Genomic DNA, 20,149 nt, shown 5'->3' with positions numbered 1-20,149 from the left:
TAATATTTTATGAATGATATATACAGTTGAAATTAGGAGGTTCCTATGGCTCATGCATTAGCAGGTATGCCTGTACAAGAACAAGATATTATAGATGTACAAACTCTAGTGGATGCTTATTTTGATAATACACCGGATGTTACTGATTCGACACAACTCGTATCCTTTGGTACCTCTGGGCATCGTGGTACCTCTTTAAATGGTACTTTTACAGATTTACATGTAGCAGCTATTACACAGGCTATCTGTGATGGTCGAGGTCAATTTGGTGCAACAGGTCCAATTTTTGTGGGCCAAGATACACACGCTTTATCTCAACCTGCATTAGTAACAGTGCTTGAGGTACTTGCTGGTAATGGCGTGGTTGCAATGGTTGATGCGGATATGGACTTTGTGCCTACACCGTCAGTGTCTCGTGCTATCATTCGGTATAATGAAAGTCATTTTGATAAGGCTGATGGTATCGTTATTACACCATCTCACAACCCTCCGGACAATGGGGGGATTAAGTATAATGCTACCAACGGTGGTCCTGCGGATACATTAATTACAAAATGGATTGAAACTCGTGCTAATGAGTACGTTCGGGCTTATTGTGAATTAGAAGGGTTCAAACGTATTAGTATTGATAATATTGAGCCAGATCAACAAGTGCCTTATGATTACAAGGGGCTATATGTTGAGGAATTATCTTCTATCATTAACATGGAAGCCATTCAAAGTGCTAAACCGAAGGTTCTTGTCAATGCATTAGGTGGTAGTGGCCTCGGTTACTGGCGTGCTATTAAAGAGCGATATAATCTCAATATGGATATTATCAACGATGAGTACGATCCGACATTTAGTTTTATGACCTATGACCATGATGGCAAGGTGAGAATGGATTGTTCCTCTGAATATGCTATGGCTGATGTCATTAAACAAATTGGCAATTATGATCTCGCTGTTGGGAATGATCCAGATTATGATCGTTATGGCATTGTCACTGCAGAGGGGCTTACTTCTCCCAATGCGTTCCTTACGGTTGCTGCAGATTATTTGTTTACAACCCGTGGTTGGACAGATAAAGGGGTAGGAAAAACAGTTGTTTGTACTACGATGATTGATAAATGGGCTGCCGTTAAAGAGATTCCTGTTTATGAGGTTCCAGTAGGCTTTAAATATTTTAGCTCCTTATTATTTGATGGTGAGATTGGTATCGGCGGTGAAGAATCTGCCGGTGCATCGTTCCTTAAAAAGGATGGTACTGTATGGACTACTGATAAAGACGGCATGGTAATGGCGTTGTTGGCGATGGAGATGTACGCCGTAATGGGCGCCACAGTTGATAGACTGTATAACAATATTGTTGAAGGTTGTGGGGATCCTCGTTTTGGGCGTATTGATGCGGCGTGTACAAAGGTGGCAAAAGCTAAGTTGAAACAGTTGAATGCAAGTTCAATTACAGCTACAGAGGTAGACGGAGATCCTATTACTAATATACGTACTACATCTTTGTATAAGGAGATGCCAATCGATGGCGTTCGGGTAGAAACTGAAACAGGTTGGTTTGTAGCGCGTCCATCTGGCACGGAAGATTTGTATAAAATTTATGGTGAAAGCTATAAAGGTGATAAAGGGTTAGTGGCATTATTGACAGCAGGAGAGGCTATCGTGACGGCCGCATTATCCGACGAAGTATAAAATACTGTTTTCGGGTGAAAACTCATGAAGATTTCACCGTAGAAAAGTAATAAATGTGATATAATATATTAATATAGTTTATTGAATGCCCTATATGGGTTAAATAGTCTGTAGTGCTCAGAAAAGGTGATGTTATGAAATTAGTTGTTACCGTAGTCGGTGTTGACCGCGTTGGTATCATCGCAGGTGTTAGTACTGTACTTGCTAACCATGGCGTAAATATTATGTCTATTAATCAAACCATTCTTGATGGCGTTTTTAATATGATTATGATGTGTGAAACTAAGTCTGAAAATGTGAAAGACTTAACATCTATTCAAGAGGCTTTAGCTACACTTGGTAAAGAACTTGGTGTTGAAATCCGTGCACAACATGCTGATATTTTCTTAAGCATGCACCGTGTGGGATAGGAGGCACTATGTTATCTATCGACAATATTTTAGAAACGAATCAGATGATTCATGATAATAAGCTTGACGTACGTACTATTACAATGGGTATTAGCTTGCTTGAATGTGCGTCTAGCTCTGGCAAAGAGTTATGTGATCGTATTTATGATCGTATTACAAAAGAAGCAGAACACCTTGTTTCTACTGGTGAGGATATTGAATGTGAGTTTGGTATTCCTATCATTAATAAACGTATTTCTGTAACGCCTATTTCTCTTATAGCCGGTGGTAGTGATTTAATATCTTATGTGCCTATTGCAGAAGCAATGGATCGCGCTGCAAAAACGGTAGGGGTAAACTTTATTGGTGGCTTCTCTGCACTCGTAACAAAGGGTGCTACAAGAGCTGATCGTATTTTGATTGATTCTATTCCAGAAGCGTTGGCAACTACGGATATCGTATGTAGCTCTGTAGGCGTTGGATCTACTAAAACAGGTATCAACATGGATGCGGTTCGTGACATGGGGATTATCGTTAAAAGAACTGCAGAACTTACAAAGGATAATGATGCTCTTGGTTGTGCTAAGCTTGTTATCTTCTGTAATCCTGTAGAGGATAATCCATTCATGGCCGGTGCCTTCTTTGGTGTTACTGAAGGTGATAGTGCTATTTCTGTAGGCGTATCTGGTCCAGGCGTTGTTAAACACGCACTAGAGTCTGTACGTGGTCAATCCTTTGATGTTGTAGCCGAAACGATTAAACGTACTGCTTTTAAGATTACTCGCGTAGGCCAATTGGTAGCGCAAGAGGCATCTCGCCGTCTTGGTAAACCATTTGGTATCATCGATTTGTCCTTGGCTCCAACACCAGCTGTAGGTGATTCCGTAGCTCACGTTCTTGAAGAAATGGGTTTATCCTCTTGTGGTTGTCACGGTACTACTGCAGCACTGGCATTGCTTAATGATGCAGTGAAAAAAGGTGGCCTTATGGCATCTTCGCATGTAGGTGGCCTTAGTGGTGCATTCATTCCAGTATCTGAAGATGCCGGTATGATTGATGCTGTATCTTGTGGCAGTTTATCCCTCGATAAATTAGAGGCTATGACTTGCGTATGTTCTGTTGGCCTTGACATGATCGCTATCCCTGGAGACACAACAGCAGATACAATTTCTGCAATTATTGCCGATGAATCTGCTATTGGTATGATTAATAATAAGACTACTGCGGTTCGTGTAATTCCTGTACCTGGTAAGACTGTAGGAGAGGTTGTTGAATTTGGTGGCTTGTTGGGCTATGCTCCAATCATTGAAGTGAGCCCATATAGTGCCGCTGAATTTATCGCTCGCGGTGGTCGCATTCCTGCACCTATTCGTAGCTTGACTAACTAATATTGTTTTCAACCTAGTTGTTGGAGGTGTCTTATGAGTGATTATGTGCTCGATTATGTATGGGCCTTTGCTCTGGCGCTCATCATAACTTTTGCACTTACCCCTTTGGTAAAACGCTTTGCCGTTGCTGTTGGGGCAATAGATAAACCTGATGCCCGTAAGGTACATCATGGTGCTATTCCACGACTTGGTGGTTTAGCAATCTTTCTCGGTTATATAGGATCGGTTCTTTTTAATGGATCTATTCCACATGACCATAAATTATTTGGATTTGTGCTTGGTACAGTTATTCTTGTGCTCGTTGGCATATGGGATGATATTAAACAGATTGAGCCAAAAACTAAGTTAATGGGCCAAATTATAGCAGCAGCTATTTTGGTGGCTTACGATATTCGGGTAGACTTCATCAATCTTCCTTGGGGTGGTGTAGTGTACCTTAAATATTGGTCTGCTCCGTTGACTATTTTCTGGATTGTAGGCTTTACGAATATCGTAAACCTCATCGATGGACTTGATGGCTTGGCAGCAGGGATTTCCTTTATTGCTTATATTGCTGTTGGCGCTATGACATTACAACTTGGCCAAACTGATTTAGCATGTATATCCCTTGCACTAGCAGGTGCAACAGTAGGTTTTTTACGGTATAACTTTAACCCAGCGAAAATCTTCATGGGTGATACGGGCTCTATGCTCCTTGGTTATACTTTAGCAGCTATTTCTGTAATGGGTGCTGTCAAAACGGCAGCTACTATTGCATTAGTAGTGCCAGCAATCGTGTTAGGCTTACCAATCCTTGATACATTATTTGCTATCGTACGTCGTAAAATTAGCGGCCGACCAATTTTCAAGCCTGATAAAGGCCATGTGCATCATCGATTATTGGCTCAAGGTTTATCTCAAAAGCAAGCGGTACTAATGATGTATGCCGTTACTGCTCTGTTTGGTGGCGTATCTGTCATCGTGGCAGAGGTTAATGCTTGGATTGGCATTGCGTTGGTATTCGTTATTTTCTTAGGTAGTATTTTTGTGGCTCGTCGTCTCGGGGTTATTACTCACAGTGACGCAGCTGGACATCCACTACCACGTCCTACAATTGAACGTAGCGATTCAGATGAAACTATTTCTTTTGATCGTGAAGAATTGGCAAAAGCTTTAGAGGAATCTGAGGATTCCCATAAGAAATAACCATATGTGGGGCGCTTAGCGCCCCATTTTTTCTATCCTACTATGTTGGAGGCAACTATGTTAAAAGTTATGACAATCTTTGGTACAAGACCTGAGGCTATTAAGATGGCTCCTCTTGTAAAAGCATTAGAAGCAGCACCAGATATGGAGCCGATTGTAACCGTTACGGCACAACATCGTGATATGCTTGATCAAGTACTAAATTTATTTAATATTACCCCTGATTACGATTTAAATATTATGAGCCAAGGTCAAACGTTGTACGATGTAACAAATCGTGCATTGATGGGTCTTAAAGCTGTATTAGAAGAAGCTAAACCAGATGTAGTTCTTGTACATGGTGATACTACAACAACCTTTGCAGGTGCTTTGGCGTCCTTCTATCAAGAAATTCCTGTAGGTCATGTAGAGGCAGGCCTCCGTACAGGTGATATTTACTCTCCGTTCCCAGAGGAAATGAACCGTAAGCTAACAGGTTCTATTGCAACATATCACTTTGCACCAACAGCTAGTTCTGAAAGTAATCTTAAAAAAGAAAATATTAATACAGAACATTTATATGTAACTGGTAATACTGTTATTGATGCTCTTGATACAACTGTGCAAGAAAGCTATGTATTTGATGATGCGGCTATTAATGCATTAGATTCTGAAAAACGTACGGTTCTTGTTACAACACATCGTCGTGAAAATTTGGGTGAGCCTATGCGCCATGTATACCAAGCTATTCGCGATTTGATTAATGAATTTAAAGATATTCAAGTGGTATTCCCTGTACATAAGAATCCTAAGGTTCGTCAAGTTGTACAAGAAGAACTTGGTTCTGTAGAACGTGTTATCTTAATTGACCCACTTGATTATGAACCATTCGCTAACTTAATGGCTAAATCCTATTTGATTCTTACTGATTCTGGTGGGATTCAAGAGGAAGCACCAGCCCTTGGTAAACCAGTACTCGTATTGCGGGATACTACAGAACGCCCAGAAGCTGTGGAAGCTGGTACAGTGCGTCTTGTAGGTACTGATAAAGAGGCTGTACATGCAGCGGCTCATGAATTATTGAGTAATGCAGAAGCTTATAAATTGATGTCTAATTCCGTTAATCCTTATGGTGATGGGAAAGCATCTGAACGCATTATCCAAGCGTTGCGCCATGAGTTCTTAGGCGATCCTAATCGTCCTGAACGCTTTGGTAAATAATATGGATAGGGACCTTGTGAAAGCTCTCGCCATGGCGACATCGGCGGGGCTCACACTCGTTTTCTGTATAGGTGGTTTCATTTGGGTCGGATATATATTGGATGGTTGGTTTAGAACTCAGCCGTTATGTATGGTTATATTTGGTCTTATTGGAGCTATAACAGGTTTTTATATGTTATATAAACAAGTTAAGTAGTGAGGTATATATGAATCAATATATTAAATTCATAATGCGTGTGCTACTAACTTGTTTTTTTATTGCTTTTTTAGGCAGTATAATACAAGTTTTATGTGGCTTAGAACAATATTTATGGGGATGGCTTTGGGGTATATTTATAATGGTTCTTTACTTACTTAGCCTAGCTTTGCACGGACAATCTATTGTGTCAGGAGATCCTTATAAAGCCGTACGTAAATCTCGGAGACAGATGATTTGGCGTCTTATGTTAGTAGGTTCTCTAGTGGTCTTAGGTCTGAAAATTCCTGGTGTAGAGGCTGTTAGTATGTTTATAGGTATCGCGCTTATTCAGCCTGCATTATATGCTGTGTACTGGTGGCTCAGTCGTCATTTCTAATCTCGAGATACTAGTAAAAATAGAAATATTCAAATAATGCATTATACACAAAGCATCTATGAGTAATTAGAATTGTTTACCTTTCAAGTGTTGATTATATATCTATAACGATGTATGATGATACATAGATGTTATATTTATATTAATTGTAAATATATTAGGTTTTTATTATATCTATGAAAGGGGTTGAGAACGTGGAATTACATGCGGGACACCATGAGGTCGTGCAGTGGTTAGGGTTGACATTTAATATAGATACCTTGATTGCTACATGGGTTACTATGGCTATTGTAATACTAATAACAGTACTAGCCACCCGAGGACGTAAATTGGTGCCTGTAGGCTTGCAAAATATAGTGGAATCTATATTAGAAGGCTTAGAGGGGCAATTAGCTCCGAACTTGGGTCGTCATTGGCCGATGGTGAGTTCCTTGTTATTTACGTTTTTCTTATTTATTTTTGTAGGAAATGAATTAGGCTTAATGCCCACACTTAAGGCGCTAACATCACCAACATCTGATATCAATACTACAGTTGCATTGGCCTTATGTAGTACGTTAGTAGTATGGGTTATGGGGATTAAAGTTAAAGGCTTATCCTACTTTAAGCATTTTGTACGACCTTATAAGGCGTTGCTAGTACTTAATATCTTTGAAGAGATTGCTAGACCTGTTACGCTTGCTTTCCGTCTATTCGGCAATATCGTAGCTGGTGAAATTTTGTTAGAAGTATTATATAACTTGCCTTGGTTTGTACCTGTACCATGGGTTTGGATTGCTTTTAGTTTGTTTATCGGCATTATTCAAGCCTTTATTTTTACCGTTCTTACAGCATCCTATTTAGGGATGGCTCTTAGTGAGGAACATTAATTATTATATATGGAGGATATATTATGGAAGCTCAAGGTTTATTCGCATTAGCAGCAGCAATCGCAGTAGGTTGTGGTGCCATTGGTGCAGGTATCGGTGACGGTCTTGTATCTAGTAAAGTAATCGAAGGTATTACACGCCAACCTGAATTGCGTGGTCAATTGATGTCTACTATGTTCGTAGCGATTGGTTTGATCGAAGCGATGCCTATCATCGGTGTAGTAGTTGCGTTTATTTTGTTATTCAGATAATAACGAGGAGGAATAACCTTGGTTGACTTAAGCCTTGGAACGATTCTTGCTCAAATGTTGAACTTTTTTATATTAGTTTGGCTATTGGCGCGTTTTGCATATAAACCATTATTGGCTATGATGACAGAACGTAAAGAACGAATTGCTAAAGATTTAGAAGCTGCTGAAGAAGCCCGTGCAGAGGCAGAAAAGTTTAAAGCTGATTATGCAGCTCAAATTTCTAATGCTCGTGTAGAAGCACAACAAATTGTTGAAAAAGCAATTCAAGAAGCAGAAAATACAACACGGGAACAATTGGCAACAGCTCGTGAGCAAATTGAACAAGAAAAAAATCGTGCTCGTCAAGATATTGCCATCGAACGTGATCGTGCTATGAATAGCTTGCGTAATGAAGTTGTTTCTTTGTCTGTAGCTATGGCTGGTAAAGTTGTTGCAAAAGATATGAACAGCGAAACTAATACAAAATTGATCGAAGACGCTATTCGTCAACTTGATAGTAAAACGATAGGGTTGTGATACGATGAGCATAGAAATTGTAGCAGATAAATACAGTTCGGCTATGTTTGAATTAGCTCAAGAACAAAATAAGTTGGAACTCATGGAGGAGCAACTAGGCTATGTAGCATCTGTGTTGGATGAGCAGCCTGAATTACGATCATTCCTTGAGAATCCAATTGTTACAGAAGATGCAAAGATTAAGCTGATTGGTAAAATATTTGAATCGAGCCTAGACAAGGTTGCATTGCATTTTATTTATGTGATGATTAAACGTGGTCGTTATCGCTATATAGCATCAGCTATTACTGCGTTCATTCAAAAATCACGTGCGGCTCGTGGTATTCTAGAAGCTACTGTCACTGTAGCAGAACCAATCACAGCTGATGTAGAAGCGTCTGTACAAGCTAAATTACGAGAAGTTACAGGTAAAGATGTCATTTTATCTGTGCGTCAGGATCCTTTGATTATGGGTGGTATTATCATTCAAGTAGGGGATAAACGCATTGATGGCTCTGTATCTCGTCGATTGCAAGAATTAGAAAAATCTTTATTAAGAACGAACTCTATTAGATAGGGGTGAATGGGTATATATGAAAATGAAGCCTGAAGAAATCACTGCTATAATTAAACAGCAGATTCAGGACTATGATGTTGACCTTAATGTCGATGACGTGGGTACTGTTCTCGACGTAGGGGATGGCATCGCCCATATTTATGGTCTTGAAAGAGCCATGGCCGGTGAGTTGTTAGAATTACCTCACGGCGTATATGGCTTGGTTTTGAACTTAGAATTAGATAATGTTGGTGCCGTACTATTAGGTGATGACTTCTTGATTAAAGAAGGTGACCAAGTACGCCGTACTGGCAAAATTATGGACGTTCCGGCAGGGGATGCCTTGATTGGTCGTGTAGTAAATCCTCTTGGTCAACCTCTTGATGGCAAGGGTGCTATTCAAGCTACTGAACGTCGGCCTATTGAACATCCAGCTCCTGGTATAGCGGACCGTCAATCTGTAAATGAACCTTTACAAACAGGTCTTAAAGCGATTGATGCGATGGTACCAATCGGTCGTGGTCAACGTGAGCTTATCATCGGTGACCGTGGTACTGGTAAAACTGCGATTGCATTAGATACAATTTTGAATCAAAAAGGCAAAGATGTTATTTGTATTTATGTTGCCATTGGTCAAAAAGAATCTACGGTTGCTCGCGTAGTGCAAAAACTTGAAGAAGCAGGCGCTATGGAGTATACAATCGTAGTATCTGCTAGTGCATCTACTGGTGCTCCTCTTCAATATATCGCTCCTTACGCTGGTGTTGCCATGGGTGAATACTTCATGTACCAAGGTAAACACGTATTATGCGTATATGATGATTTAACAAAACAAGCGGCTGCATACCGTGCTATGTCCCTATTGTTACGTCGTCCACCAGGGCGTGAAGCGTATCCAGGCGATGTATTCTACTTACACAGCCGTCTATTAGAACGTGCGGCGAAACTTTCGCCTGAACTTGGTGGCGGTTCCATTACAGCATTGCCAATTATTGAAACACAAGCGGGTGACGTATCTGCATACATCCCAACAAATGTAATTTCCATCACTGATGGTCAAATTTTCTTGGGTACAGATATGTTCTACTCTGGTATTCGTCCAGCTGTTGACGTAGGTTTGTCCGTATCTCGTGTAGGTGGTAGTGCCCAAACTAAAGCGATGAAACAAGTAGCAGGCCAGTTGCGTTTGGACCTTGCTCAATATCGTGAGTTGGCCGCCTTCGCTCAGTTTGGTTCTGACCTTGATGCGGCTACACGGGCACAACTTGATCGTGGTGAACGTTTGACTGAAATGTTGAAGCAAGGGCAATATGAGCCTATGAGCGTAGCGGAAATGGTTATCAACCTTTACGCTGGTACAAAAGGGTATTTAGCAGATATTCAAGTGGCTGATGTATTAGCATTTGAGGCTGAACTTTTACGTTTTGTAAAAGCTAACTATCCTGATATTATTCGTAATATTGAAACGTCTAAGAAAATTGACGAAGAAACTGAAAATCTATTGAAACAAGCAATTCCAGAATGTGTAGAAGCATTTGGTTCTACGCATACATTAGTGTCTCATAAGGAGGCGTAATGTATGGCTAGTGCACAAGATTTGCGAAAACGCATAAAAAGTGTTACCAATACGCAACAAATTACAAAAGCGATGAAGATGGTTGCTTCTGCTCGTCTTCGTAGGGCACAAACAAAAGCTGAAGCTACGCGTCCTTACGCAGAGAAGATTGGGCAAATCTTGCGTCATATGTCTAATAGTGATTTAGAAGGCTTTAGCAGTCCTTTACTAGATGTACGCCCTATAAAACGTACGTGCTATATTGTAATAGGTGCTGATAAGGGTCTCGCAGGGGCATTTTCTGCCAATGTATTGAAATATGCTATGGAACAATTACATGGCAAAGATTCCGATACATATCGTGTAATCACAGCTGGCAGAAAACCTAGAGATAGCATGAAATCTCGAGGAATTCATATCGATAAGTCTTATGCAGGCTTTTCTGATAAACCTTCCTATGAACATGCACGTGCTATCATGCATGAAGCGCTTTCACTATACGAACATCATGAAGTTGACGAAGTCATCATGATTTATACACGTTTTGTAAATTCTATGACGCAAATTGCACAGGCTGAACGCTTGTTGCCAATAGAGCAACCGCAGGATGAGGTAAAAGGGGAAGAATATGACTTTATGCCTTCCGCTGTATCTGTCTTGGAGGCGTTGCTACCAAAATATTTAGAAATTACTGTTTATAATGGATTATTGCAATCTGCAGCAAGTGAGTTGGGTGCTCGTATGACGGCTATGACATCTGCTACAGATAATGCAGGTGAACTTATTGATTCGTTAGGACTTGAATACAATAAGTTGCGTCAATCTAGCATTACGAACGAAATTTCTGAAATCGTTGGTGGCGCTAATGCCTTGCAATAAATAAGGAGATATCTGTCGATGAGTAATAATATTGGTAAAGTTGTGCAGGTCATCGGCCCAGTTGTAGACGTGCGCTTTGATGCTGGTCATTTGCCAAGCATCTATAACGCCATCAACATCTACCATGATCATAAGGCACATGATAGACAAAAAATTGTAGTAGAAGTTATGCAACATTTAGGCGACGATACTGTGCGTTGTGTTGCGATGAGCTCTACTGACGGTATGACACGTAATATGGAAGCGGAAGATACTGGCGCTCCAATTTCCGTTCCTGTAGGGGAAGGTGTATTGGGTCGTATTTTCAACGTACTTGGTGAAACCGTAGATCATGATCCAGCTCCTGTTGTAGCTGATGAAAAATGGCCTATCCACCGTCCGGCACCTAAATTTGATGATCTTTCTCCAGATACAAAAATTTTGGAAACAGGTATTAAAGTCGTTGACCTTATCGCTCCATACGTAAAAGGTGGTAAAATCGGCCTCTTCGGTGGTGCTGGTGTAGGTAAAACTGTATTAATTATGGAATTGATTCACAATGTTGCTACAGAACATGGTGGTTATTCCGTATTCTCTGGCGTAGGTGAACGTACTCGTGAAGGTAACGATTTGTGGAACGAAATGAAAGAGTCCGGCGTTATCAACAAAACAGCCCTCGTATATGGCCAAATGAATGAGCCACCAGGGGCTCGTATGCGCGTAGGCCTTACAGGACTTACAATGGCTGAATATTTCCGTGATGTGAAAAAACAAGACGTTCTTTTGTTTATTGATAATATCTTCCGTTTTATTCAAGCGGGTTCTGAAGTATCTGCCCTCTTGGGTCGTATGCCATCTGCCGTAGGTTACCAACCTACATTGGCTAATGACGTAGGAGCATTACAAGAACGTATCACATCTACTAAAGAAGGTTCTATTACATCTGTACAAGCTGTATATGTACCAGCCGATGACTTGACTGACCCTGCTCCAGCAGCGACATTCGCTCACTTGGATGCAACAACAGTATTGTCTCGTTCCATTGCAGAACTTGGTATTTATCCAGCCGTAGATCCTCTTGATTCTACAAGCCGTATCTTGGATCCACATGTACTTGGTGAAGAACACTATGCAGTAGCTCGTGGTGTACAAGAAGTATTGCAAAAATATCGAGACCTTCAAGATATTATCGCAATCCTTGGTATGGAAGAATTGTCTGATGAAGATAAATTGACTGTATCTCGTGCTCGTAAGATTCAACGTTTCTTGAGCCAGCCATTCTTCGTAGCTGAAGTATTTACAGGTTCTCCTGGTAAATATGTACCATTGTCCGAAACATTGAGAGGCTTTAGAGAAATTCTTGATGGTAAGCATGATGATTTACCTGAAGGTGCATTCTATATGGTTGGTACCATTGATGAAGCCGTTCAAAAAGCAAAGGAAATGCAAGAGAAGGGGGAATAATCCATGGCGGAACCTATGTCCCTACAGATAATTACACCTGATGCAATTGTGTTTGAAGGCCAATCTACATTCTTTGTAGGTAAAGCTATCGATGGTGCCTTTGGTGTTTTACCAAATCATGCACCTATGATTATTGCATTAGATTTAGCACCGTTACGCATAGACCAACCAGATGGAACATCTCGTGAACTTGCTGTATTTGGTGGCTTCTGTGAAATTGAACATAATAAGGTGAGTATTGTAACTCCAGACTGTCAGGATCCAACATCTATTGATGTGGAACGTGCTCGTCGAGCTAAAGAACGAGCTGAAAAGCGTTTGGCTAATCCTACTCCTGATATTGATGTGGAACGAGCAGAAGCAGCATTACAACGTGCCTTGTTGCGCTTGCATGTAACAAAAGAGTTATAAAGAAAAAGGCTAGCTGAATGGCTAGCCTTTTTAGCAACAACTTAGTAACTCCAATTAGTTAATTGGAGTTACTAAGTTATTTATTATTATATTTTAATACAAAAAGACCGTTAAGTTATAGCTTAACGGTCTTTATTGTTGAGAGCTTATAATACGCTAACACCTTTTAAGGAATACGCTGTATTCTTAGGTTGTTCTACTTGGAAATCAAGTACAACTGGAGATTCAGAGTTAATACCAGGTGCTTGATAACGGTCACGATCTGTAGGAATGCGTTTGTATGGCAATTTATCAAGTAATACAGTTACAACTTTATTCCACACGGCTTTATGTGTTGGCATTGTTAAGGAGTCATCAGTTTGGTTGAATCCGCTACGTATAGTGTGAATCACTTGATCATTAACATCATAGTAATATAAAAGTGCATTTACTTTGGCAGCAATATACATTTCTTGACTATCATTGTTATACGCGTATGGGCTATGTGCGCTATCAATTTGAATATATATATCTTGTAATGGTACCGGCATAATAACAATTTCAGAGTTTTGTGCAGACGCAATTTGCGCAAGGTCTACAGCTCTGATTTCAGCTGTTGGAGTGTTAGTACTTACAATAGCTGTATCATAGTACGGATATTTAAGTGTATTAGATAGGCGATCTGTCATATATCGACCCAATTGAGCTGTGTTTTCGTTACGTAATTTTGCAGGTACAACAATAGTTACCTTGCGACTAGGAAAATTTTCTAAGTGGCCATCATAATTAGAATTAGATGTGTTGATAGTCGCTTTTTCAGGTGTTCCTACGATTGGAGTAGCAACAGGAGCGTTGGCTACTTTCAAAATAGGTTGGCCGTTATTTTCAGATTGTAATGTAGGTGTCGTTACAGCTACATTAGATGGAATTGAATTAATAATTACTGGTTGAGTCGTATTTGATGTTAATTGACTCATATTAATCGTGGCAGCACTTGCTGTGGCAAGTGTAGATGCCAATAGTACACCTAGTACAGTAAGTAGCGAACGTTTACAGCGTCCGAATTTATGAAACATAGTTCCTCCTCTTAATAAAACTCTTTAAAATTTTCAAACAAAACAACTGATATTATTATATCACATATACAAAAAAAAGAAGCAAGCTTTATGCTTACTTCTTAGTCTGGTGGACGATGACAGGATCGAACTGCCGACATCCTGCTTGTAAGGCAGGCGCTCTCCCAGCTGAGCTAATCGTCCATATGGTGACCCGTCCGGGAATCGAACCCGGGATACCGCCGTGAAAGGGCGGTGTCTTAACCGCTTGACCAACGGGCCAAAATGGCTCCTCGAGTAGGACTCGAACCTACGACCGATCGGTTAACAGCCGATTGCTCTACCAACTGAGCTATCGAGGAATGGTACGTTTGTTATTATATGTTAGATTAATTATAAAAGCAAGCATTTTTTTTAAATTACTATAAATTAAAATGTGTTAACTATGACTAAAACACATAACTTTATATAAAAAACAACTTATCAAAATTATTGATAAGAAAGTTATTAAAATTAATATAGTTTATATAAATGAATAAACATAGATGAATACTGTGTTTATAGAGATATCTTGAGGATTATTTTACTAAGAGTTAGCAATATAAGTATATTGAATATAATCGGTATACATATGCAAAATAAAAAAGTTTAAACCTTTTATTTGAAAAACAATATCAAGTAGTCTGGAAGCGTATTTATCATCTTAGATATATTCTGCATTTATACAGTGATTCCAACCTAATTTTGGCCTCTAAAAGTGAATTAAGATATAGGGTATAAAAATTCTTTCAACCTATGATTAACTATGACTTTTATCACATTGAAAATATGTTTTTTATAGTCGAAAATATGATGAAAAAGAACTATTGAAATACCGAAATATATACAGCGGTATTCATGAAAGTAATTCTCAAAATATAGAAAAGCATTGAGAAAACTGTATAGTTAAGCCGTTGAAAGCATGCATGTTGTGTGTTACGATTGATGCATAGAGTTAATCTCGATGTGTATGAGAAACATATGTCTTATACACTTGAGAGTTAAAAGTTATCTCACGGTAATTTAGAATTAATATTCAACTATGTTCCTGAGGAGGGATTATCTTGCGCGAGATTCAAGTATCTGAAATCACAAAAACAGTCCGTCAAATGTGTATGGACGCAGCTTACCACTTGCCAAAAGACATCTATGAAGGCTTGAAAAAAGGCCGTGAAACAGAAGAGTCTCCAGTTGGTTGCATCGTTCTCGATCAAATCATCAAAAATGCAGAAATTGCTGATGCTGAAGATCGTCCATACTGCCAAGATACTGGTATGACATTGGTATTCGTAGAAGTAGGTCAAGATGTTCATTTCGTTGGTGGCGATCTTAAAGAAGCTATCAATGAAGGTGTTGCACAAGGTTATGTAGAAGGTTACCTTCGTAAATCCGTTGTAGCAGAACCATTGTTCAACCGTAAAAACACTCAAAACAACACACCTGCAATCATCTATATCGATATCGTTCCTGGCGATAAAGTAGAAATCAACGTAGAACTTAAAGGTTTCGGTTCTGAAAACAAATCTGACGTAGCTATGTTGGTACCTGCAGATGGTGTTGAAGGCGTTAAAAATGCAGTTCTTGAAATCGTAAAACATGCTGGCCCTAACCCATGCCCTCCAATCGTACTTGGCATTGGTATTGGTGGTACTATGGACCAAGCAGCTGTTATGTCCAAAAAAGCTTTGCTTCGCGATATTAGCACTCCTCACAAAGATCCTGAGTATGCAAAATTGGAAGAAGAAATTTTGGAAATGGTTAACAAAACTGGTATCGGTCCACAATTGGGTGGCACAACAACTTGTATCGGTGTAAATATCGAATGGGGTGCAACTCATATCGCCGGCCTTCCTGTTGCTGTTACTATTATGTGTCATGCTGCTCGTCATAAACACGTAGTACTTTAATCGGTAGGAGGTAATTACAATGGCTGAAACAATTCGCATTAATACTGAAGAATATAATGAAGAGTTTTCCCGTAAATTAAAAGTTGGTGATAGCGTTCTTATCACTGGCAAAATTTACTCCGCTCGTGACGCTGCTCATAAAGTTATGACTGAAGCTTTAGCACGTGGCGAAAAATTACCAATCGATTGGAATAACAAATTCGTTTACTACCTTGGCCCAACACCTGCAAAACCTGGTGACCCAATTGGTTCCGCTGGTCCTACAACTTCTGGTCGTATGGATGCTTATACACCAACAATGCTTGATCAAGGTATCAAAGGCATGATCGGTAAAGGTTCCCGTAAACCAGCAGTAGTTGAATCCATGAAGAAAAATGGTTGCACATACTTCGCAGCAGTTGGTGGCGCTGCAGCATTGATTGCAAAATCCATCAAAAAATACGAAGTACTTGCTTATGGTGAACTTGGTCCAGAAGCTTTGGCTGAATTGACAGTTGAAGATTTCCCTTGCATCGTAGTTGGCGATACTGAAGGTAATAACTTCTACGAACAAGGCCAAAAACCTTATAGAAAAATCTAATATCACCGTTGAGTGATTGAAAGAGGCTTGCTAATGCAAGCCTCTTTTTTATCTATAGATATTCAATAATTATCACTGTACATGTATATAATTAATGATTATTACATTGTTTATTAGTATGATAGTAATATATGAACTTACATTTATAGTTTATATATTATTATGTTAGATTCACCTTTTGCTTAGTAGAGTAAAGTCTACCGATTCTGTCCATTTTGTGATAATATACATATAGATTTATACATTCAAAGTGAGTGAGGCGATATCATGACTTCTGTAGAAACTATTCGTCAGTCAGTGCGCACAGCGATGGCTGAATTACTAGATTTGGCAAAGGTTCGAGAAGGTCAATTGTTCGTGGTGGGCTGTTCCACTAGCGAAGTTATGGGTAAGAAAATTGGCACTGATTCCCACATTGATGTGGCTCAGGTCCTATTTGATGAAATATATAAAGCTGTTAAAGCTAAAGGTCTTAATTTGGCCGTTCAATGTTGTGAGCATATTAATCGAGCTCTTGTTATGGAACGTAGTGCAGTAACTTGGGAGGAAGAGGTCAATGTAGTACCTCAACGTCATGCAGGTGGGGCTATGGCTGTAACTGCTTATGAACGTTTTGAAGATCCAGTGATGGTTGAATTTATCAAAGCTGATGCAGGTATCGATATTGGTGATACTTTTATAGGTATGCATATGAAACATGTTACAGTACCAGTGAGACTCAGTATAAAAGAGATTGGTGGAGCTCATGTAACAGCTTGTCGAGTTCGACCAAAGAGCATCGGTGGGGAACGTGCTGCATATAATGAAGCGTTGATGTAGGGGGATAGTATGTCAAACGTAATACCGTATTTTGTATTAGCTGTTGTGGCGCTTGGATTTTTTGCTATTTGTTACGCTGTTTTTAACCGTACTGATAGTGAAAGCCAATCAAAACATGAGCATCGTGATAAGGCTTTTCCTAAGTTTGATGGTGAACATCATAAAGATAAGTCGGTTTCGGTTAATGAATCTAAGGTAGGGGATGTAACAGTTACACATGAAGGTGGAACCAATGTGTATACCGCTTCCATTATGGATAATTATAAGGACACTAATTCTTCTGAATCTATGGTAGTCCATGAAGATACATCGTATAATCGACGAGATGGTAAGCAATTACATGTAGAAAATTCGACTACGGGATATTCCTTATCCTTGGAACATCATGCAGAATCGACCCAGTCAGATTCAAATCAATCAGCTATAGAAGAACAAGAATCTATTACAGATGAATCTATTCAGGCGAAATCTATTGCACAAGAGAATCTAGGATCTAATACGACAAAGCATAGTATAGATGAAACTATCGTTATGACCGCTGTTTCAGATGAGGAGTCCTCTAGTGGTAAGCCTCATGCTACTCCGATGATGGATAAGACAATTATTCTTGATGCTGTAACAGATGAACTTCGTAATCGTAATAAATCTGTAGAGGATACGATTGCAATGGGGGAATCTGTAGAGGCTTTTGAAGCTAATGCAGTTGAAAATATGGATGCTACGCAAATGATGGGTGGCGCCGATGAAGTGGAAGCAGCTGAAGGTCCATCTGTATTGGATGAAACGCGCTTGTTTGATGCTTCTGAAATAGAAGCACAATTGGCGGCAGCTAGTATGATTGAAGAAGAGGTTCCAACAGGACAATGGGCTAAAGCGGCACATGAAGATAAATGTATTGAATTAGCTATTGCGCCATTTGTACATGCTTTTGGCATCTTACATGGAGATACACAACATTATGTAGAATCCATAACGAGAGATGCTTTAGCAGCGCTTAATATTACGAAGCTGGCTGAAGTAAATGCATTACTTGATAATATCGTTATTCAAGAAGCGTTGATGGCTATGCAGAAGGCTTATGCTGCAACAAATACAGAGTGGATGAAGTCCGCTGCACTTGGTGCTTTCTTAGATGTGGTACAATCTCCTAAATCTAGCACACCTTATCTCGTAGCGTTTGATGCACTACGGGTATTGCCACATTTAACACTAGGACATTTCCAAGTGATGGCATTAACTCTATTGTTACAATACTCTAGAAATTCCAACAACTATGGATTAATTCATTTCCAACATTATGTAGAGAAGTATATTGAACCGTTCATTTCTGATTTGCCACAAAATAATTCCTTCTATGGTCAGCTTGATTATTTGCGCTGTACTCAGGAGGAAAATGAACCTATTACATTGGCTCAAGTATTATCCAATTCATATCCATTTGTATTTAATTATCGCGGTTTTTCTAAGGAGGAATTGTTCCGTGCTACCGATGGCCATGGCGTTGATCCTCGATATGTAGTACGTAGCTTGAATTCTAATCTTTATAAATTAGCCTTAGTAGATGAGTCCTTGGCTCCTAGGTTCTTCAGACAAACCCGTATTTCTGATTCGATGGTGCAACGAGATCTTATTGCACTTATGAAGAGCAAACCGACTGCTTTTAGAGGACAAGAAGCACGTGATATTATGGATGACATTTCTCCAATTCTTTTAGATTTGGCTGATGTATTTGATCATACGCCAATGTCTAAAATTAGTTTAACCTTGCTTGGCTTATATTTAGGTCGTGCTCATGTTAAAGCTACGATTGGTGAAGAGTTTGATTTGTCTCACTGGTTCTAATGTATACAGAAAACAACTAAACAATTATAAAAGGTCTCCCTAGAGTGTCTAGGGAGACCTTTTTTTGTCTTATATGTTAGAAGTTATATTATGTTTTAAAAACTATTGAAACCGAATTCTTCGATTCCTTCAATATCTTTTACGGTGACAGTGCGCCCTGTAATATCGATAATACCTTCATCTCTTAGGCGACCGAGTTCACGACTAAGTGCTGTACGAGATACGTTGAGTACCTCTGCCATTTGCTCTCGGTTGTGTGGTAAGTGAATTGTCGTAGATTGTTGCCGTTTGTATATATCTGATAGATAGGCAAAAATCTTTTCACGCATGCCCTTTAGTGTAAGATAGTGAACCTTTTTTGTTAACAGAATAGCTTTTTCTGATAAATCCTCTAGTAGATTTGATAAGATCTTTGTTTGACATTGTTGGCATTCCGGCAATGTATCGATAAATGTTTCAAGAGGGATGAACATAATTTTAGATGCTTTCATAGCCTTAATGGTAGCAGGCCACAACGGTTGTTTACTAAATAGTAAAGCTTCTCCAAAAATGTCAGACTGATCAAGGTTGGCCATGATGACACGTTGGCCCATCACATTTTCTCGCGTTAATAATGCACTACCTTCGAGGATGACTCCTATGCCTTCCATTGGATCGCCGGAGAGGGCGATGAAGTCATTTTTCTTATAACTATGAATAATAACCTTTGCATTATTTAAATAGCCTCTTAATTCAGGTTCACCTAACTTATTGAATAGAGGACAATGTATAAGGGTGGGGAGATATTGGTTGATAATATCATTAGAAAGTATTTGCTTCATGAGGACCTCCGGTGTGACGAAGTCTATAGTAAATTAAAATGATTATTGTATAATAATAGTATAAGGTCAAATGACCTACCTGTTCCACAAGGGGAGTCAGGTAAAATTTTTGAAAAAGTTTTTATTTGTTGCTCAAGCTACAGAAATTGTATCACCTTTACGTTATACTTTCAAATGTAATCAATCAGACACCTGATAATTCATCAGTGTAATGTATAGGTTTTATAT

Annotated in this window: 21 protein-coding genes and 3 tRNA genes; 19 read left to right on the top strand and 5 right to left on the bottom strand. The window is 39.4% G+C overall.

Features of this window, described 5'->3' with window-relative positions; all coding sequences use genetic code 11:
• The first annotated feature begins 45 nt into the window (after positions 1–45).
• The 15 genes from RWP19_RS05425 to atpC all read left to right on the top strand — a co-directional run bounded on the left by RWP19_RS05425 (position 46) and on the right by atpC (position 12,879).
• Complete coding sequence (locus tag RWP19_RS05425; RefSeq protein WP_314356763.1) at positions 46–1,683, top strand: phosphoglucomutase; 1,638 nt, start codon at positions 46–48, stop codon at positions 1,681–1,683.
• Between the two features lie 134 nt (positions 1,684–1,817).
• Positions 1,818–2,093 (top strand): ACT domain-containing protein, encoded by a 276-nt coding sequence (locus RWP19_RS05420; RefSeq protein ID WP_295208858.1) that lies wholly within the window; start codon positions 1,818–1,820, stop codon positions 2,091–2,093.
• Between the two features lie 8 nt (positions 2,094–2,101).
• Positions 2,102–3,460: a PFL family protein gene (locus RWP19_RS05415; RefSeq protein WP_314356762.1), complete on the top strand. Its 1,359-nt coding sequence runs from the start codon at positions 2,102–2,104 to the stop codon at positions 3,458–3,460.
• A gap of 33 nt (positions 3,461–3,493) precedes the next feature.
• Positions 3,494–4,645: a glycosyltransferase family 4 protein gene (locus tag RWP19_RS05410; RefSeq protein WP_295208862.1), complete on the top strand. Its 1,152-nt coding sequence runs from the start codon at positions 3,494–3,496 to the stop codon at positions 4,643–4,645.
• Positions 4,646–4,702: 57 nt separating this feature from the next.
• Positions 4,703–5,845 (top strand): non-hydrolyzing UDP-N-acetylglucosamine 2-epimerase, encoded by a 1,143-nt coding sequence (gene wecB, locus RWP19_RS05405; protein WP_314356761.1) that lies wholly within the window; start codon positions 4,703–4,705, stop codon positions 5,843–5,845.
• A 1-nt stretch (position 5,846) separates the two neighbouring features.
• Complete coding sequence (locus RWP19_RS05400; RefSeq protein WP_314356759.1) at positions 5,847–6,041, top strand: AtpZ/AtpI family protein; 195 nt, start codon at positions 5,847–5,849, stop codon at positions 6,039–6,041.
• Between the two features lie 142 nt (positions 6,042–6,183).
• On the top strand, positions 6,184–6,420 hold the full coding sequence (locus RWP19_RS05395) for a hypothetical protein (RefSeq protein ID WP_295208868.1): 237 nt from the start codon (positions 6,184–6,186) through the stop codon (positions 6,418–6,420).
• A 194-nt stretch (positions 6,421–6,614) separates the two neighbouring features.
• Positions 6,615–7,289, top strand: a complete 675-nt coding sequence (gene atpB / locus RWP19_RS05390; RefSeq protein ID WP_295208870.1) for a F0F1 ATP synthase subunit A — start codon at positions 6,615–6,617, stop codon at positions 7,287–7,289.
• Positions 7,290–7,312: 23 nt separating this feature from the next.
• Positions 7,313–7,540, top strand: coding sequence for a F0F1 ATP synthase subunit C (atpE, locus tag RWP19_RS05385; RefSeq protein WP_004695064.1), 228 nt, complete (start codon positions 7,313–7,315; stop codon positions 7,538–7,540).
• An 18-nt stretch (positions 7,541–7,558) separates the two neighbouring features.
• Complete coding sequence (atpF, locus tag RWP19_RS05380; RefSeq protein ID WP_295260066.1) at positions 7,559–8,056, top strand: F0F1 ATP synthase subunit B; 498 nt, start codon at positions 7,559–7,561, stop codon at positions 8,054–8,056.
• A 4-nt stretch (positions 8,057–8,060) separates the two neighbouring features.
• A complete protein-coding gene (atpH, locus tag RWP19_RS05375; RefSeq protein ID WP_295210736.1) occupies positions 8,061–8,612 on the top strand; it encodes an ATP synthase F1 subunit delta in 552 nt (183 codons plus the stop codon).
• Positions 8,613–8,628: 16 nt separating this feature from the next.
• Positions 8,629–10,167 (top strand): F0F1 ATP synthase subunit alpha, encoded by a 1,539-nt coding sequence (atpA, locus tag RWP19_RS05370; protein WP_295210734.1) that lies wholly within the window; start codon positions 8,629–8,631, stop codon positions 10,165–10,167.
• Between the two features lie 3 nt (positions 10,168–10,170).
• Positions 10,171–11,025 carry an ATP synthase F1 subunit gamma gene (atpG, locus tag RWP19_RS05365; RefSeq protein WP_295210732.1) on the top strand — a complete coding sequence of 285 codons (855 nt, stop codon included), beginning with the start codon at positions 10,171–10,173 and terminating at the stop codon, positions 11,023–11,025.
• A gap of 18 nt (positions 11,026–11,043) precedes the next feature.
• A complete protein-coding gene (atpD, locus tag RWP19_RS05360; protein WP_295210730.1) occupies positions 11,044–12,468 on the top strand; it encodes a F0F1 ATP synthase subunit beta in 1,425 nt (474 codons plus the stop codon).
• A 3-nt stretch (positions 12,469–12,471) separates the two neighbouring features.
• Positions 12,472–12,879, top strand: a complete 408-nt coding sequence (gene atpC, locus RWP19_RS05355) for an ATP synthase F1 subunit epsilon (protein ID WP_314356758.1) — start codon at positions 12,472–12,474, stop codon at positions 12,877–12,879.
• Between the two features lie 146 nt (positions 12,880–13,025).
• On the opposite strand, the gene RWP19_RS05350 is transcribed toward atpC, so the two are convergent.
• The 4 genes from RWP19_RS05350 to RWP19_RS05335 form a co-directional block, all read right to left on the bottom strand.
• Complete coding sequence (locus RWP19_RS05350) at positions 13,026–13,934, bottom strand: hypothetical protein (RefSeq protein WP_314356757.1); 909 nt, start codon at positions 13,932–13,934, stop codon at positions 13,026–13,028.
• Between the two features lie 107 nt (positions 13,935–14,041).
• A tRNA-Val gene (locus tag RWP19_RS05345) sits at positions 14,042–14,117 on the bottom strand.
• 3 nt (positions 14,118–14,120) lie between these two features.
• Positions 14,121–14,195: transfer RNA gene (locus RWP19_RS05340), tRNA-Glu, on the bottom strand.
• A 4-nt stretch (positions 14,196–14,199) separates the two neighbouring features.
• Positions 14,200–14,275 (bottom strand) — tRNA-Asn (locus RWP19_RS05335).
• 741 nt (positions 14,276–15,016) lie between these two features.
• Here RWP19_RS05335 and RWP19_RS05330 point away from each other — a divergent pair.
• The 4 genes from RWP19_RS05330 to RWP19_RS05315 all read left to right on the top strand — a co-directional run bounded on the left by RWP19_RS05330 (position 15,017) and on the right by RWP19_RS05315 (position 19,100).
• Entirely contained in the window at positions 15,017–15,859 is an 843-nt protein-coding gene (locus tag RWP19_RS05330) for a fumarate hydratase (protein WP_105084939.1), read from the top strand.
• 19 nt (positions 15,860–15,878) lie between these two features.
• Positions 15,879–16,439, top strand: a complete 561-nt coding sequence (locus RWP19_RS05325) for a Fe-S-containing hydro-lyase (protein WP_314356755.1) — start codon at positions 15,879–15,881, stop codon at positions 16,437–16,439.
• A gap of 267 nt (positions 16,440–16,706) precedes the next feature.
• Complete coding sequence (locus RWP19_RS05320; RefSeq protein WP_005385443.1) at positions 16,707–17,258, top strand: TIGR01440 family protein; 552 nt, start codon at positions 16,707–16,709, stop codon at positions 17,256–17,258.
• A gap of 9 nt (positions 17,259–17,267) precedes the next feature.
• Positions 17,268–19,100: an LPO_1073/Vpar_1526 family protein gene (locus RWP19_RS05315; RefSeq protein ID WP_314356753.1), complete on the top strand. Its 1,833-nt coding sequence runs from the start codon at positions 17,268–17,270 to the stop codon at positions 19,098–19,100.
• A gap of 95 nt (positions 19,101–19,195) precedes the next feature.
• On the opposite strand, the gene RWP19_RS05310 is transcribed toward RWP19_RS05315, so the two are convergent.
• Entirely contained in the window at positions 19,196–19,921 is a 726-nt protein-coding gene (locus RWP19_RS05310) for a Crp/Fnr family transcriptional regulator (RefSeq protein WP_295210825.1), read from the bottom strand.
• Positions 19,922–20,149: the final 228 nt, after the last annotated feature.

Origin of the sequence: uncultured Veillonella sp. (assembly GCF_963522475.1) — a bacterium.
In the GTDB taxonomy this organism is placed as follows: Bacteria; Bacillota; Negativicutes; order Veillonellales; family Veillonellaceae; genus Veillonella.
Note: the sequence above shows the minus strand (reverse complement) of the source record. Positions and strands in the feature narration are given on the sequence as shown.

What these genes read in the sequence shown, in the direction of transcription:
- RWP19_RS05425 (WP_314356763.1), top strand. Translation starts at nt 46, where the DNA reads ATGGCTCATGCATTAGCAGGTATGCCTGTACAAGAACAAGATATTATA.
- RWP19_RS05420 (WP_295208858.1), top strand. Translation starts at nt 1,818, where the DNA reads ATGAAATTAGTTGTTACCGTAGTCGGTGTTGACCGCGTTGGTATCATC.
- RWP19_RS05415 (WP_314356762.1), top strand. Translation starts at nt 2,102, where the DNA reads ATGTTATCTATCGACAATATTTTAGAAACGAATCAGATGATTCATGAT.
- RWP19_RS05410 (WP_295208862.1), top strand. Translation starts at nt 3,494, where the DNA reads ATGAGTGATTATGTGCTCGATTATGTATGGGCCTTTGCTCTGGCGCTC.
- wecB (WP_314356761.1), top strand. Translation starts at nt 4,703, where the DNA reads ATGTTAAAAGTTATGACAATCTTTGGTACAAGACCTGAGGCTATTAAG.
- RWP19_RS05400 (WP_314356759.1), top strand. Translation starts at nt 5,847, where the DNA reads ATGGATAGGGACCTTGTGAAAGCTCTCGCCATGGCGACATCGGCGGGG.
- RWP19_RS05395 (WP_295208868.1), top strand. Translation starts at nt 6,184, where the DNA reads ATGGTTCTTTACTTACTTAGCCTAGCTTTGCACGGACAATCTATTGTG.
- atpE (WP_004695064.1), top strand. Translation starts at nt 7,313, where the DNA reads ATGGAAGCTCAAGGTTTATTCGCATTAGCAGCAGCAATCGCAGTAGGT.
- atpH (WP_295210736.1), top strand. Translation starts at nt 8,061, where the DNA reads ATGAGCATAGAAATTGTAGCAGATAAATACAGTTCGGCTATGTTTGAA.
- atpA (WP_295210734.1), top strand. Translation starts at nt 8,629, where the DNA reads ATGAAAATGAAGCCTGAAGAAATCACTGCTATAATTAAACAGCAGATT.
- atpG (WP_295210732.1), top strand. Translation starts at nt 10,171, where the DNA reads ATGGCTAGTGCACAAGATTTGCGAAAACGCATAAAAAGTGTTACCAAT.
- atpD (WP_295210730.1), top strand. Translation starts at nt 11,044, where the DNA reads ATGAGTAATAATATTGGTAAAGTTGTGCAGGTCATCGGCCCAGTTGTA.
- atpC (WP_314356758.1), top strand. Translation starts at nt 12,472, where the DNA reads ATGGCGGAACCTATGTCCCTACAGATAATTACACCTGATGCAATTGTG.
- RWP19_RS05350 (WP_314356757.1), bottom strand. Translation starts at nt 13,934, where the DNA reads ATGTTTCATAAATTCGGACGCTGTAAACGTTCGCTACTTACTGTACTA.
- RWP19_RS05325 (WP_314356755.1), top strand. Translation starts at nt 15,879, where the DNA reads ATGGCTGAAACAATTCGCATTAATACTGAAGAATATAATGAAGAGTTT.
- RWP19_RS05320 (WP_005385443.1), top strand. Translation starts at nt 16,707, where the DNA reads ATGACTTCTGTAGAAACTATTCGTCAGTCAGTGCGCACAGCGATGGCT.
- RWP19_RS05315 (WP_314356753.1), top strand. Translation starts at nt 17,268, where the DNA reads ATGTCAAACGTAATACCGTATTTTGTATTAGCTGTTGTGGCGCTTGGA.
- RWP19_RS05310 (WP_295210825.1), bottom strand. Translation starts at nt 19,921, where the DNA reads ATGAAGCAAATACTTTCTAATGATATTATCAACCAATATCTCCCCACC.